We start from the raw sequence: 14,039 nt of genomic DNA on the forward strand, positions 1-14,039 counted from the left end.
ACGAGGAGAACACACCGCATGGTCAACAGCACCGTCGAGCAGCTCAGCCCCACCCGGGTCAAGCTCCACATCACGGTCTCGCCCGACGAGCTCAAGCCGAGCATCGCCCACGCCTACGAGCACATCGCCCGCGACGTGCAGATCCCCGGCTTCCGCAAGGGCAAGGTGCCCGCGCCCATCATCGACCAGCGCATGGGCCGCGGCGCCGTCATCGAGCACGCCGTCAACGAGGGACTCGACGGGTTCTACCGCCAGGCCGTCGAGGCCAACGACCTGCGCGTCATCGGCCGCCCGAACGCCGAGATCGTCGAGCTGCCCGAGCTGAAGGACTTCTCCGGCGACCTGGTCATCGACGTCGAGGTCGACGTGCGTCCCGAGTTCGACCTGCCGGCCTACGACACCCTCACGGTGACCGTCGACGCCGCTGAGGCCGACGAGGCGGGCATCGATGCCGAGCTCGACCGCCTGCGCGCGCGCTTCGGCACGCTCGTCACGGTCGACCGGCCGGCCACCACCGGTGACTTCGTCGAGCTCGACCTCGTCGCCGCCATCGACGGCAACGAGATCGACCGCGCCGAGGGCGTGTCGTACGAGATCGGCTCCGGCGAGCTGCTCGAAGGCATCGACGAGGCGATCGAGTCGCTCACCGCCGACGAAGAGACCACGTTCCGCTCGAAGCTCGTCGGCGGCGAGCACGCCGGCGAAGAGGCCGAGGTCGCCGTGACGATCAAGGCCGTCAAGGAGCGCGAGCTCCCCGACGCCGACGACGACTTCGCGCAGATGGCCTCCGAGTTCGACACCATCGCCGAGCTGCGCGAGTCGCTCAGCGAGCGCGTGTCGCAGCAGGCCGTGTTCACGCAGGGTTCGGCCGCGCGCGACAAGTTCATCGACGCCCTCCTCGAGGCCGTCGAGATCCCCGTGCCGCCGCAGCTCATCGAAGACGAGGTGCACACCCACCTCGAGGGCGAGAACCGTCTCGAAGACGACGTGCACCGCGCCGAGGTCACCGAGGCGAGCGAGAAGCAGTTCCGCACGCAGATGGTGCTCGACAAGATCGCCGAAGACGCCGACGTGCAGGTCTCGCAGGACGAGCTCACGCAGTACCTCATCCAGTCGGCCGCGCAGTACAACATGGCGCCGCAGGACTTCGTCAACGCGCTGCAGCAGGGCAACCAGCTGCCCGCGCTCGTCGGCGAGGTCGCCCGCAACAAGGCCCTCGCGATCGCGCTCGGCAAGGTGACCGTCGTCGACACGAACGGCAAGCCCGTCGACCTGACCGGCTTCGTCGCCGTCGAGGGCGAAGAGCCCACGTCCGACGAGGACGCGTCCGAAGAGGTCGTCGAGGAGGCGCAGGAGATCGCCGACGCCGCGGCTGACGCCGACGCCGTGGTCGAGGCCGAAGAGGCTCCCGCCGCTGAGGAGGCCCCCAAGAAGGCCCCCGCCAAGAAGCGCGCGCCCGCCAAGAGGAAGGCGGACGACAAGGCTGCTGACAGCGAGTAAGCCCTGACGAGGGGGGGGCGGATGCCGTGGCATCCGCCCCCTTTCTCGTTCCCGACCCGTTCGGGAACCCACAGCTGCGCCCTCGCCCGACGCCTCGCCCGGAGTCGTCCACGGCGCCGGGTATCCAGAACACCCGGGGCTCGTCGCCGGAGGCGCGAGTCTTCCGAACACTCGACGGATCGAGAGGGATGCATCCCATGAGCGACGACTGGCAGATCAGAGTGGATGCCGTCTGGGCCGATGAGACGCTCGACCCCGCCGACGTGGTGCGGCGCATCGACGCGCTGGCGGCGGAGCGCCCCGAGGGCGACGCCGAGGCGCTGTTCGAGCGCGCGGGCGCTCGGGACTCCGCCGGTCTCGAGACCGACGCCGAGGTGCTGTACCGCCGCGCCCTGACGGTCGGTCTCGACCCGGACCGGCGCACGCGGGCGACCATCCAACTCGCGAGCACGATCCGCAACCTGGGAACGGTCGAGGAGGCGCTCGCCCTGCTGCGGACCGAGTACGAGCGCGAGCCCCGCGGTGCCCTGCACGACGCGGCCGCCGCCTTCTACGCTCTGGCGCTCGTGTCGAGCGGGGAGTCCGAGCGGGCGGCATCCATCGCCCTTCAGGCCCTGGCGCCGCATCTGCCGCGCTATACCCGGTCGGTGACCGGATACGCGCGAGAAATCGCCGAGAACCCCCGCTGATCCGCCCGCGGCGAACACGGCATCCTGCCCCGGAACCCGCCGGTAGATTCGTTGCAGATCACCGGAAGAGGAGCACACATGCCCGAACCCCTTATGGCAACGAGCGTCTTCGACAGGCTGCTGAAGGACCGCATCATCTGGCTCGGTTCGGAGGTGCGCGACGAGAACGCCAACGAGATCTGCGCGAAGATCCTCCTGCTGGCCGCAGAAGACCCGCAGAGGGACATCTACCTCTACATCAACTCGCCCGGCGGCTCGATCACGGCCGGCATGGCGATCTACGACACGATGCAGTTCGTGCCGAACGACATCGTCACGGTCGGTATCGGCATGGCGGCCTCGATGGGCCAGCTGCTGCTGACCAGCGGCACCAAGGGCAAGCGCTACATCACGCCCAACGCCCGCGTGCTGCTGCACCAGCCGCACGGTGGCTTCGGCGGAACGTCGAGCGACATCCAGACGCAGGCGCAGCTCATCCTCGACATGAAGCGCCGCCTCGCCGAGATCACCGCGTCGCAGACCGGCAAGAGCGTCGAGCAGATCAACGCCGACGGTGACCGTGACCGCTGGTTCACGGCGCAGGAAGCGCTCGAGTACGGCTTCGTCGACCACATGCGCGAGCACGCCACCGACGTCACCGGCGGCGGCGGAACCGCGGCCTGAGGCGAGAGGAATAGGACACCGATATGAACATCCCCACCTTCGGCGGCGCCGCGGCCCACATGCCCTCCAGCCGTTACGTTCTGCCCCAGTTCGAGGAGCGCACGGCCTACGGCTACAAGCGTCAGGACCCCTACAACAAGCTGTTCGAGGACCGCGTCATCTTCCTGGGCGTCCAGGTCGACGACGCCTCGGCCGACGACGTCATGGCGCAGCTGCTCGTGCTCGAGTCGCAGGACCCGGACCGCGACATCATCATGTACATCAACTCGCCCGGCGGCTCGTTCACGGCCATGACGGCGATCTACGACACGATGCAGTACGTCTCGCCGCAGATCCAGACGGTCGTGCTCGGCCAGGCGGCCTCGGCGGCATCCGTTCTGCTCGCCGCCGGCGCCCCCGGCAAGCGTCTCGCCCTGCCGAACGCCCGCATCCTGATCCACCAGCCCGCCATGGGCGAGGCCGGTCACGGGCAGGCGTCCGACATCGAGATCCAGGCGCAGGAGATCCTCCGCATGCGCACCTGGCTCGAAGAGACGATGGCCAGCCACACCGGTCAGGACGTCGCGAAGGTCAACAAAGACATCGACCGCGACAAGATCCTCTCCGCCCAGGAGGCCATGGACTACGGCATCGTCGACCAGGTCCTCACCACGCGCAAGCGTCAGCCGGCGGCTCTGACCGCCTGACACCCCGCGTCGCCGATGCCCCGCAGACCGTTTCGGTCTGCGGGGCATCGTCGTGTCCGCGGACTCCGCCCCTGTCGCGCCCCGCTGACGGCCCTCCCCACGCGCGGAGCCGCCTCGCCGCGTCGCGCACCGGGGTGAGGGGTCGGACGTCGTCGCCTCGGAGCACCCCGGACCCGCGATCCCCGGCGCCTCGCGCGCGGGGCGAGGGGAGGGGAGGGGATGCCGGGCGTCCGCCCTGGGCGATCATGACAGCGCCGCGGGCGCAAATGCCCTCCGTTCGCCCGGGCTCGGGTTAGGCTCGATCACACACCGGCGGGGGCCGGGTGACGGGAGGAACCGGCATGGCACGCATCGGTGAGAGCGCCGACCTGTTCAAGTGCTCCTTCTGCGGCAAGAGCCAGAAGCAGGTGCAGCAGCTGATCGCCGGTCCCGGCGTGTACATCTGCGACGAATGCGTCGAGTTGTGCAACGAGATCATCGAAGAGCGCATGGCCGAATCGTCGGCCGGCGAGGTCGCCGAATTCGACCTGCCGAAGCCGCGGGAGATCTTCGCGTTCCTCGAGGAGTACGTCGTCGGTCAGGAGCCCGCCAAGCGGGCCCTCGCCGTCGCGGTCTACAACCACTACAAGCGCGTCCGCTCCCTGGGCACCCTGCAACCCGCCGAGGCCCGCGCCGAAGAGATCGACATCGCCAAGAGCAACATCCTGCTGCTCGGGCCCACCGGCTGCGGCAAGACGTACCTCGCGCAGACGCTGGCGAAGCGCCTCAACGTGCCCTTCGCGGTGGCGGATGCCACGGCGCTCACCGAGGCCGGCTACGTCGGCGAAGACGTCGAGAACATCCTCCTCAAGCTGCTGCAGGCTGCCGACTTCGACGTCAAGCGCGCCGAGACCGGCATCATCTACATCGACGAGGTCGACAAGATCGCGCGCAAGGCCGAGAACCCCTCGATCACGCGCGACGTCTCGGGCGAGGGCGTGCAGCAGGCGCTGCTGAAGATCCTCGAGGGCACGGTCGCCTCGGTGCCGCCGCAGGGCGGGCGCAAGCACCCCCACCAGGAATTCATCCAGATCGACACGACGAACGTGCTGTTCATCGTGGCCGGCGCCTTCGCTGGTCTGGAGGAGATCATCTCCGCGCGCGTCGGCAAGCACGGCGTGGGCTTCGGCGCTCCGCTCCAGCGCAAAGAGGACGCCCCCGACCTCTTCAGCGAGGCCCTGCCGGAAGACCTGCACAAGTTCGGCCTGATCCCCGAGTTCATCGGTCGCCTGCCCGTGGTGGCATCCGTTTCGCCGCTCGACCAGGACGCCTTGATGGAGATCCTCACGGCGCCCCGCAACGCGCTGGTGAAGCAGTACCAGCGCATGTTCGAGATCGACGGCGTGCAGCTCGAGTTCGACGAAGACGCACTCCGCGCGATCGCCGACCTCGCGGTCGCCCGCAAGACCGGTGCCCGTGGTCTGCGCGCGATCCTCGAAGACGTGCTCGGCCCCATCATGTTCGACGTCCCCTCGGCCGACGACATCGCCAAGGTCGTCATCACGCGCGCCGCGGTCGAAGACGGAGCGCAGCCGACGATCGTCCTGGCGCAGAAGCGTCGCAGCGCCTGAGGCGCGAGCGCGGGGCGTCGTGCCCGACCGACCGTGACGTGGGCGGTGTCGTCTGCACAGGTCGGTACTTCCGGCATCCGTCCCCATCGGGGTCTCGGGGGCCCCAGGAATGTCGGACCCCCTCGGTAGCATGCACACATGCAGAACGACACCAGGTCGACAGCACCGCACGGCGGGCCTCGCGCCCTGTCAGCGGTGCTCGACGAGGTGCTCCGCGCGGGCGCGGCGGTCGCCGCCGCTGAGGTCCAGCGCGCTCGCGCTCTCGCCGAGGCGGGGCATCTCGCGCTCGACGTAATGGCCGAGAGGCCCGTGTCGTCGCGGGTCGCCGAGATGGCTCTGCGGGAGGTCGCGTCCGAGATCGCGGCGGCGGAGAGTGTCTCCGACCGCTCGATGCAGACGCAGATCGGCCGCGCCATGACGCTGGTCGACGATTATCCCGGCACCCTCAGCGCGTGGGAGGGGGGCACGATCACCCGCGCCCACGTGCAGGCGATCCTCGAGGTCGGCACGCCCCCGCCGACCGAGGTGCGCGCGGATTTCGATGCCCTGGCCGTCGCCACCGCCGTGGGCCTCAGCCCCGGCCGGCAGCGCTCCCGGCTGGCCGTTCTTGCCGAGAAGCTGTATCCGACGACGATCGCCGAACGCCATCAGCGGGGTCGCGAAACCCGCTGCGTGAGAATCGTGACCGGCCAAGACGGGATGTCCGACCTGGTGGCGACGCTCCCGACGGTCCTCGCCGTCGGCATATACGACCGCCTCACTCACCAGAGCCGCGCGGTCGTCGACGCGCGCGGAGACACGGCGGTGTCCGCCACCGACGAGCGCACGACTGCGCAGCTGCGGGCCGACATCCTCGCGGATCTTCTGCTCACCGCCGCCCCCGAGGCGGACCCCACCCGTGACGATGAGGGACGCGGAACGCTGGGGGCCATCCGCGCCCGCGTCCAGGTCGTGGTGCCTGCCCTGACGATGCTCGACCCGCAGCGCGAGAACGCCGAACCGGCAGAACTGATCGGCCACGGACCGATCGACGCCGACACCGCCCGCACCCTGGCGGAGTCGACGAGCGTCCCGTGGGATCGCGTGGTCACGCACCCGGTCACCGGCGCCGTCCTGCACACCGACACGTACCATCGCACGACCGCGATCGACCGATTCCTCCGCGCTCGCGATCGCCACTGCCGGTGGCCCGGATGCACCGTCCCCGCGATCCGCTCCGAGGTCGACCACACCCTCGACTACGCGCTCGGCGGGAGCACTCACGTCGGCAACCTCAGCCACCTCTGCCAGCGACATCACACCCAGAAGCAGTTCACCCGCTGGACGGTGAGACAACGCGCCGAAGGGATCCTCGAGTGGACGAGCCCGACCGGTCGGGTGTACTGCGACGAGCCTCTGCCGTACGCACCGGCGGTGAGGTTCCTCCCCGACGACCCCTCTCCTCCGGAACCCGATCTCGCGCCGTTCTGACCCCCGTCGAGCGGCTCTGGCCCGCCGCCCGACGGCATGGTCGACCTGCCCGCCCTCGCGCTCACCCCGGAGCGCGCACGCGCGCGCGGCCGTGAGCGTGCCCGCACGGCCTGCCACCGCCCGCCCCCGCCACCCGCGTGACACCCGCCGCCGGGTGCATCGCAGCCGCCACCCCCACGCCTGGTCCACGTGGATCGCCCTCGTCGACTCCCGCGGCGGCTTCACACACCCCGCCTGGAGCCGACGCGTTCAGCCCGCGAGACCCCGGCGTTCGAGCAGCGGCTGGATCTCGGCATCCCGGCCTCGGAAGTCGCGGTAGGCGGCGAGAGGATCGCCCGAACCACCGACGCCGAGCAGCCGCTCACGGAAGCGGTCGCCGTTGTCGCGGGTGAGGCCGCCGTTCTCGCGGAACCACTCCACCGTGTCGGCGTCGAGCACCTCGCTCCAGATGTACGAGTAGTACCCGGCGCTGTAGCCGCCCGAGAAGACATGCGCGAAGTACGTGGACGCGTAGCGCGTCGGCACCGCCGGGTTGTCGAGACCGATGTGGGCGAGAGCTGCGGCTTCGAAGGCGGCGACGTCGATGTCGGCGGAGGCCTCGTCGACGGAGAGGCCATGCCACGCCTGATCGATCCAGGATGCCGCGAGGTACTCGCTCGTGGCGAAGCCCTGGTTGAACGCCTCCGACGCGTGCAACCGCTCGACGACGTCGGCGGGCAGCGGCTCGTCGGTGTCGATGTGCCGCGCGTAGTTCGAGAGGATCTCGGGCCAGAGGATCCACATCTCGTTCACCTGGCTGGGGAACTCGACGAAGTCGCGGTACACCGCTGTGCCGGCGAAGTGCGGGTAGGTCACCGTTGCGAACAGGCCGTGCAGGGCATGGCCGAACTCGTGGAAGAGGGTCGTGACCTCGTCGAGCGTCAACAGGGTCGCCGTGCCCGGTGCGGGCTTGTTGACGTTGAGGTTGTTCACGACCACCGGCGCCGTGCCGCGGAGGGCGGACTGCGTGACGATCGAGTTCATCCACGCACCCCCGCGCTTGCTGTCGCGCGTGTAGAGATCGAGCAGGAACAGTCCGAGCTCGCTGCCGTCGGCGTTGTGCACCTCGAACACGCGCACGTCGGGGTGGTAACCCTGCAGGTCGTGGCGCTCGTTCACCCGGATGCCGTAGAGCTTCTCAGCGGCGAAGAACACGCCGTCGCGCAGCACGCGCTCGGCCTCGAACCAGGGCCGCAGCGCCGAGCGGTCGAGGTCGTAGCGCTCGGACCGCACCTTCTCGGTGTAGAACGCCCAGTCGTGCGCCTCGATGCGGATGCCGTCGGCATCGGCGACCCGCTGCAGGGCGTCCTGCTCGGCGCGGGCGTTGGCGGCCGCGGGGACGGCGAGCCGGCGCAAGAGGTCGCGGGCGGCATCCGGGGACCCCGCGGTCTGGTCGGCGAGCACGGCGGCGGCGTGGGAGGGGTAGCCGAGCAGGGCCGCACGCTCGGCGCGCAGGCGCACGATGTCGCGGAGGACACCGCGGTTGTCGTTGTCGTTGCCCCGCGACGCGCGCGAGCGCGAGGCCTCGAGCAGACGGCCACGACTGGCACGGTTCGTCAGCGACGCGAGGAGGGGGTGCCCGGTGTACAACGTCAGATTGACGACGTACCGGCCGTCGAGGCCGCGGCTCGTCGCGGCCTGTGCGGCGGCGGAGAGCTCGCCCTCGCTGAGACCGTCGAGCTCCGCGGCGTCGTCGAACACGACGGCGAGGTCGTTCGTGTCGGCGAGGAGGTTCTTCTCGAAGGTCGTGGTGAGCACCGACAGGCGCTGGTTGAGATCGGTCAGGCGCTGCTTCTGCGCCTCGTCGAGCCCCGCACCGGCCAGGGACATCTCGCGGTGGTGCCTCTCGACGAGGTACCGGCTCTCGGCATCCAGGTCGAGGTCGTCGAGCCGCGCGTGCACCGCGGCGACACGGGCGAACAGCTCCGCATCCAGCTGGATGGCGTCGCGATGGGCCGACATGAGCGGGGCGAGCTGCTCCTCGACCGCCTGGATGGCGTCGGTGCCGTCGGCCGACGCCACGGTGTAGAAGGTCCGCGCCACGCGGTCGAGCACCTCGCCGCTGCGCTCGAGCGCGACGAGGGTGTTCTCGAACGTGGGGGCGTCGGACTGGGCGGTGATCGCGTCGACCTCCGCGCGCTGGGCGGCGAAGGCCGCGCGGAATGCGGGGAGGTAATGCTCGGCCCGGATGCTGCCGTAGGGCGGCAGGTCGTAGGGGAGCGCGGGCGGCGCGAGGAGGGGATTGGGGGCATCCGTCATCGGTCCAGCCTACGAGCACGGACGACGAGGACGAGTGAGGGCTTCCGGCGAGCGAGGGCCCCCTCCGCCGCCATCGCCTGCGCTGCGTGAATCTCGTCCGCACCCGCACCCGCACCCGCACCCGTGCGCGCGGCGCCACCAGCCCGACACGACGAAGCCCGCCGACACCTCGGAGGCGCCGGCGGGCTTCGGTCGCGGGGAGCGGTTACCCGAACTCGGCGTCGTCGTCGTAGCGCACGACGACTTCGCCCGCGGCATCCTGGCTCACGATGACGCCCGTGTCGAGCTCCGCGACGGGGCGCCCCTCGAGGAACGTCAGCGTCCACCGCGGGGCGGGGGCGCTCAGCCCATCGGGGTTGAGCGCGGCCTCGACCGCGGCGATCTGCGCGTGCAACGCCTCGGGAACGGCCTTGGGCGGCTGCTCACGGGCGGTCCAACGGGTTCCGAGCTGCATCAGTCCTCCTGGGGTGCGAACACGATGTCGGTGACGGTGGTGGTGTCGCCCTCGGCGAAGGCGATGGTCTCGATGCGACCCACGGCGCGCAGGTCGCCCTCGGCGAGGCGCAGCGCCTCGACGTTCGGGCCCGACACCGTGAGCGAGGTGACCGGCGTCTTCTGCGACGCCTTGGCCTCGGTCTTGGCGCGGCGGATGCCGATGAGCGCGGCGCTCACAGCCGTGAGCACGGCGGGGTCGCCCTCTGAGCCGCTCGGCTCGGGCCACGCGGCGGTGTGCACCGAGCCCTCCTCGAACCACGACCACACCTCCTCGGACGCGAACGACAGCACGGGAGCGAACAGACGCACGAGCGTCGACAGGGCCGTGCGCAGCGCGAGGGCCGCCGACGCCTGCCCCACGTCGGACTGATCGTAGGCGCGCTCCTTGACGAGCTCGAGGTAGTCGTCGCAGAACGTCCAGAAGAACGACTCGGTGATCTCCAGCGCCCGCGCGTGGTCGTAGGCCTCGAACGCGGCGGTGGCGTCGCGCACGACGGCATCCAGGGTCGCGAGCATCGACGCGTCGAGGGCGTGCGTGACCTCGGCGCCCTCGGGCACGGGGAACGACAGCACGAACTTCGCCGCGTTCAGCAGCTTGATCGCGAGACGTCGGCCGATCTTGACCTGCGTGGGATTCTGCGGGTCGAAGGCCGCGTCGGTGCCCAGACGGCTGGAGGCCGACCAATAGCGCACCGCGTCGGAGCCGTGCTGCTTCAGGATGTCGGCGGGCGTGACGACGTTGCCCTTGGACTTCGACATCTTCTTGCGGTCGGGGTCGACGATGAAGCCCGAGATGGCGGCATCCGACCAGGGGCTGCGGTCGTCTTCGAGGGCGCTGCGGAGCATCGTCGAGAAGAGCCACGTGCGGATGATGTCCTGGCCCTGCGGGCGCAGGTCGAACGGCGACACGAGGTTCCACAGCTCCTCGTCGCGCTGCCATCCACCGGCCAGCTGGGGGGTGAGCGAGGAGGTCGCCCAGGTGTCGAGGATGTCGCGCTCGGCGTCGAACCCGCCCGCGACACCGCGCTGGTCCTCGGTGAAGCCCGGGGGGACGTCCACCGTGGGGTCCACGGGGAGCGAGGCGAGGTCGGGGGTGAGCACGCGGGAGTAGTCACGCTCGCCGTCGCCGTCGAGGCCGTACCAGACCGGGATCGGCACGCCGAAGAAGCGCTGGCGCGACACGAGCCAGTCTCCGGTGAGGCCGTTGGTCCAGTTCTCGAAGCGCACGCGCATGAAGTCCGGATGCCACGACATCTCGCGCCCGAGCGACACCAGGCGCTCACGCAGCTCGGCGTCGCGCGCGCCGTTGCGGATGTACCACTGGCGGGTCGACACGATCTCGAGCGGGCGGTCGCCCTTCTCGAAGAACTTCACGGGGTGCGTGAACGGCTTCGGCGCGCCCTCCATGGCCCCGGACTCCTGCAGCAGCTCGACGATGCGCTTCTTGGCGCTGAACACCGTCTTGCCCGCGAGTTCCGCGTACGCCGCCTTCGCGGCATCCGTCGTGATCACGTCGGGGGCGTCGGCGATGATCCGCCCGTCCTTGCCGATGATCGTGCGGTTGGGCAGGTCGAGCTCGCGCCACCAGATGATGTCGGTCACGTCGCCGAAGGTGCAGATCATGGCGATGCCCGAACCCTTGTCCTTCTGCGCGAGCGGGTGGGGGAGCACCGGCACCTCGACGTCGAACAGCGGGGTGCGCACGGTGGTGCCGAACAGGGGCTGGTAGCGCTCGTCATCGGGGTTCGCGACCAGGGCCACGCACGCGGGCAGCAGCTCGGGGCGGGTGGTCTCGATGAACACGTCGCCCGAGCCGTCGGTCTTGGCGAAACCCACGCGGTGGTAGGCGGCGGGCTGGTCGCGGTCCTCGAGCTCGGCCTGGGCGATCGCGGAGCGGAAGTCGACGTCCCACAGCGTGGGGGCGAGGGCCTGGTAAGCCTCGCCGCGCTCGATGTTGCGCAGGAACGCGAGCTGGCTCGTGCGGATCGAATCGTCGGAGATCGTGCGGTACGTCTGCGTCCAGTCGACGCTCAGGCCCAGTTCGCGGAACAGGTCTTCGAACTGCTTCTCGTCTTCGACGGTGAGCCGCTCGCACAGCTCGATGAAGTTGCGACGGCTGATGGGCACCTGGTCGGCGGCCTTGCTGCTCTTGTTGTCACCGCCCGCGAAGGGCGGGGTGAAGGCGGCGTCGTAGGGGAGCGAGGGGTCGCATCGCACGCCGTAGTAGTTCTGCACGCGGCGCTCGGTGGGCAGGCCGTTGTCGTCCCAGCCCATCGGGTAGAACACGGTCTTGCCGCGCATGCGCTCGAAGCGCACCTTGACATCGGTGTGCGTGAATGAGAACACGTGGCCGATGTGCAGGCTCCCGGATGCCGTCGGCGGCGGCGTGTCGACCGAGTACACGCCCTGGCGACCGGCGTCGGCTGCGCGCAGCCGGTCGAAGACATAGGTGCCGCGCTCGCGCCAGGCGGCGTCCCACTTCTGCTCGAGGCCTTCCAGCGCGGGCTTGTCGGGAATCGTGGCCATGGGGGTACTCCTCGAGCGATATGGGCGGCACTGTGTGAGCGTGCCTGATGGGTGTGGCATCCAGGATAGCGAGGTCGGGGCGCGACCGCGGCGTGGGGTGGGTGTGGGGCGGGTGCGCGGGCGGGGTGGGGCTGGGTTGGGCGCGCGGGCGGGGGGCGGGGTGGCGTCGGGCGCAAGGTCAGCGATGTGCGCAAGGTCAGTTCAACGAGGCGGATGCCGACGGAGGTTGTGCGCATCGCGGAGGTTGTGCGCGTCGCTGAGCGTGCGCGTACCCCGGGCGACCCCTGCTGCACAGGCCGCACGTCATCCACAGATCGGTTCCGGGACGCTCGGGAGGCCCTCGCGAGGGCGCACCATCTCCTCATGACCGACGATCGCGCACGTGCCGTCGCCGTCCGCGCCGCCGAGGTCGGAGGGGTGGTCCGCCCCACCCGTCTGGTCCGCGAGGGACACCCTCGGCGCGCGATCGCGGATGCCGTGGCATCCGGACTCGTGATGCGCGTGCGGCGCGACTGGATTGCGAGCCCGGACGCCGATGAGTACCTCGTCGCCGCTGCGCGGACGGGTACCGTCGTCTCCTGCGTCACGGCCGCCGAACGCCTCGGACTGTGGGTGCACACCCATCCCGACCGCCCGCACGTCGCGCATCCGGGGCGCGGGAAGATCTCCGCGTCGGCGGCAGTGGTGCATTGGCAGCGAGCGATCGTTCCTCGGCATCCGGATCTCCTCCAGGACGGAATCGAGAACGTGCTCATGACCGTCGCGGCGTGCCGGCCCTACGAAGAGGCGCTGGCCGTGTGGGAGTCCGCCCTGAACAAGGATCTCGTCGACCGTCGCATGCTCGAGCGGCTCCCCTGGACCGGTCAGGCGCGGCGTCTCGCGAGAGAGGCGACGGCCTGGGCGGATTCCGGACTCGAAACCTCGTTCATCACGCGCCTGCGATGGCTGCGACTTCCGATCCGCCCGCAGGTCTGGGTCGAGGGACACCGGGTCGACTTCCTCATCGGGGATCGTCTCGTCGTGCAGATCGACGGCGGTCACCACGTCGGAGCGCAGCGGACGGACGACATCCGCCACGACGCCGCTCTGATGCTCCTCGGTTACCACGTCATACGCATCAGCTACGAGCAGGTGATGAATCGTTGGCCCGAGGTCCAGGAGCGGGTGATGCAGGCGGTGGCTCAGGGGCTGCATCGCGCCTGACCGCCAGCGACACGCGCGTCGCGCACGAGCTGACGCTGACCCGTACCGCGCGAGTCGGGTGCGTGCGTGGCGCAGGCGTGCATGCGGGGCGGGCCCCCGCGGCGGGCGGGCGCCGTCCGCGTGCACAAGGTCAGCGATTGGCGCAATGTCAGCTCGGAGGGGCGGATGCCGGCGGAGGTTGTGCGCATCGCGGAGGTTGTGCGCGGGCGGGGCGTGGGCCGCGCCGGTGGCTCGCGCGGCCCCGGGCGCGGGTCGCGTGCGCGAGGTCAGCGATGTGCGCAATGTCAGCCCGGAGGGGCGGATGCCGGCGGAGGTTGTGCGCGTCGCGGAGGTTATGTGCGTCGCGGGGCGTGGGCCGCGGCCGTGACTCGCGCCGCCCTGGGCGTGGGTCGTGCGCGCAAGGTCAGCGATTCGCGCAATGTCAGCTCGGAGGGGCGGACGCCGGCGGAGGTTGCGCGCATCGCGGAGGTTGTGCGCGCCGTGGGGCGTGGGCCATAGCCGTGGCTGGCGGCCGTGGCTCGCGCCGCCCCGGGCGTGGGTCGCGCGCGCAAGGTCAGCGATGTGCGCAATGCCAGCCCGGAGGGGCGGATGCCGGCGGAGGCTATGCGCATCGCGGAGGTTGTGCGCGTGGTGGGGCGCGGCCCGCGCCCGTGTCCGCTGCCCGCCCCGTGCCGCGGCCGGTGGCTCGCGCCGCCCTGGGCGTGGGTCGTGCGCGCAAGGTCAGCGATTCGCGCAATGTCAGCCCGGAGGGGCGGATGCCGGCGGAGGTTGTGTGCGTCGCGGGGCGTGGGCCGCGGCCGTGACTCGCGCCGCCCTGGGCGTGGGTCGTGCGCGCAAGGTCAGCGATTCGCGCAATGTCAGCTCGGAGGGGCGGACGCCGGCGGAGGTTGTGCGCATCG

Annotated in this window: 10 protein-coding genes; 7 read left to right on the forward strand and 3 right to left on the reverse strand. The window is 70.5% G+C overall.

Annotated elements, in window-relative coordinates; genetic code table 11:
- The first annotated feature begins 18 nt into the window (after nucleotides 1–18).
- The 6 genes from tig (at nucleotide 19) to ACK4LS_RS01920 (ending at nucleotide 6,618) form a co-directional block, all read left to right on the forward strand.
- Complete coding sequence (gene tig, locus ACK4LS_RS01895; RefSeq protein WP_409712522.1) at nucleotides 19–1,500, forward strand: trigger factor; 1,482 nt, start codon at nucleotides 19–21, stop codon at nucleotides 1,498–1,500.
- 197 nt (nucleotides 1,501–1,697) lie between these two features.
- Nucleotides 1,698–2,189, forward strand: a complete 492-nt coding sequence (locus ACK4LS_RS01900; protein WP_409712524.1) for a tetratricopeptide repeat protein — start codon at nucleotides 1,698–1,700, stop codon at nucleotides 2,187–2,189.
- A gap of 78 nt (nucleotides 2,190–2,267) precedes the next feature.
- Nucleotides 2,268–2,852: an ATP-dependent Clp protease proteolytic subunit gene (locus tag ACK4LS_RS01905; RefSeq protein ID WP_409712526.1), complete on the forward strand. Its 585-nt coding sequence runs from the start codon at nucleotides 2,268–2,270 to the stop codon at nucleotides 2,850–2,852.
- Between the two features lie 23 nt (nucleotides 2,853–2,875).
- Nucleotides 2,876–3,538, forward strand: coding sequence for an ATP-dependent Clp protease proteolytic subunit (locus tag ACK4LS_RS01910; RefSeq protein WP_409712528.1), 663 nt, complete (start codon nucleotides 2,876–2,878; stop codon nucleotides 3,536–3,538).
- A 341-nt stretch (nucleotides 3,539–3,879) separates the two neighbouring features.
- Nucleotides 3,880–5,148 (forward strand): ATP-dependent Clp protease ATP-binding subunit ClpX, encoded by a 1,269-nt coding sequence (gene clpX / locus ACK4LS_RS01915; RefSeq protein ID WP_409712530.1) that lies wholly within the window; start codon nucleotides 3,880–3,882, stop codon nucleotides 5,146–5,148.
- Nucleotides 5,149–5,286: 138 nt separating this feature from the next.
- On the forward strand, nucleotides 5,287–6,618 hold the full coding sequence (locus tag ACK4LS_RS01920; RefSeq protein WP_409712532.1) for a DUF222 domain-containing protein: 1,332 nt from the start codon (nucleotides 5,287–5,289) through the stop codon (nucleotides 6,616–6,618).
- A gap of 249 nt (nucleotides 6,619–6,867) precedes the next feature.
- Here ACK4LS_RS01920 and ACK4LS_RS01925 read toward each other — a convergent pair whose 3' ends face one another.
- The 3 genes from ACK4LS_RS01925 to valS all read right to left on the reverse strand — a co-directional run bounded on the left by ACK4LS_RS01925 (nucleotide 6,868) and on the right by valS (nucleotide 11,937).
- On the reverse strand, nucleotides 6,868–8,916 hold the full coding sequence (locus ACK4LS_RS01925; RefSeq protein ID WP_409712534.1) for a M3 family metallopeptidase: 2,049 nt from the start codon (nucleotides 8,914–8,916) through the stop codon (nucleotides 6,868–6,870).
- A 205-nt stretch (nucleotides 8,917–9,121) separates the two neighbouring features.
- Nucleotides 9,122–9,370 (reverse strand): hypothetical protein, encoded by a 249-nt coding sequence (locus tag ACK4LS_RS01930; RefSeq protein WP_409712536.1) that lies wholly within the window; start codon nucleotides 9,368–9,370, stop codon nucleotides 9,122–9,124.
- Nucleotides 9,370–11,937 (reverse strand): valine--tRNA ligase, encoded by a 2,568-nt coding sequence (gene valS, locus ACK4LS_RS01935; protein WP_409712538.1) that lies wholly within the window; start codon nucleotides 11,935–11,937, stop codon nucleotides 9,370–9,372. The genes ACK4LS_RS01930 and valS overlap by 1 nt, the downstream gene beginning before the upstream one ends.
- A 363-nt stretch (nucleotides 11,938–12,300) precedes the next feature.
- Here valS and ACK4LS_RS01940 point away from each other — a divergent pair, with 363 nt between their 5' ends.
- Nucleotides 12,301–13,140, forward strand: coding sequence for a DUF559 domain-containing protein (locus ACK4LS_RS01940; RefSeq protein ID WP_409712540.1), 840 nt, complete (start codon nucleotides 12,301–12,303; stop codon nucleotides 13,138–13,140).
- The last annotated feature ends 899 nt before the right edge of the window (nucleotides 13,141–14,039 follow it).

Source organism: Microbacterium sp. (genome assembly GCF_046295495.1).
In the GTDB taxonomy this organism is placed as follows: Bacteria; Actinomycetota; Actinomycetes; order Actinomycetales; family Microbacteriaceae; genus Microbacterium.

Bases quoted from the DNA above. Each gene is read 5' to 3' on its own strand.
- tig (WP_409712522.1), top strand. From the start codon at position 19: ATGGTCAACAGCACCGTCGAGCAGCTCAGCCCCACCCGGGTCAAGCTC.
- ACK4LS_RS01900 (WP_409712524.1), top strand. From the start codon at position 1,698: ATGAGCGACGACTGGCAGATCAGAGTGGATGCCGTCTGGGCCGATGAG.
- ACK4LS_RS01905 (WP_409712526.1), top strand. From the start codon at position 2,268: ATGCCCGAACCCCTTATGGCAACGAGCGTCTTCGACAGGCTGCTGAAG.
- ACK4LS_RS01910 (WP_409712528.1), top strand. From the start codon at position 2,876: ATGAACATCCCCACCTTCGGCGGCGCCGCGGCCCACATGCCCTCCAGC.
- clpX (WP_409712530.1), top strand. From the start codon at position 3,880: ATGGCACGCATCGGTGAGAGCGCCGACCTGTTCAAGTGCTCCTTCTGC.
- ACK4LS_RS01920 (WP_409712532.1), top strand. From the start codon at position 5,287: ATGCAGAACGACACCAGGTCGACAGCACCGCACGGCGGGCCTCGCGCC.
- ACK4LS_RS01925 (WP_409712534.1), bottom strand. From the start codon at position 8,916: ATGACGGATGCCCCCAATCCCCTCCTCGCGCCGCCCGCGCTCCCCTAC.
- ACK4LS_RS01930 (WP_409712536.1), bottom strand. From the start codon at position 9,370: ATGCAGCTCGGAACCCGTTGGACCGCCCGTGAGCAGCCGCCCAAGGCC.
- valS (WP_409712538.1), bottom strand. From the start codon at position 11,937: ATGGCCACGATTCCCGACAAGCCCGCGCTGGAAGGCCTCGAGCAGAAG.
- ACK4LS_RS01940 (WP_409712540.1), top strand. From the start codon at position 12,301: ATGACCGACGATCGCGCACGTGCCGTCGCCGTCCGCGCCGCCGAGGTC.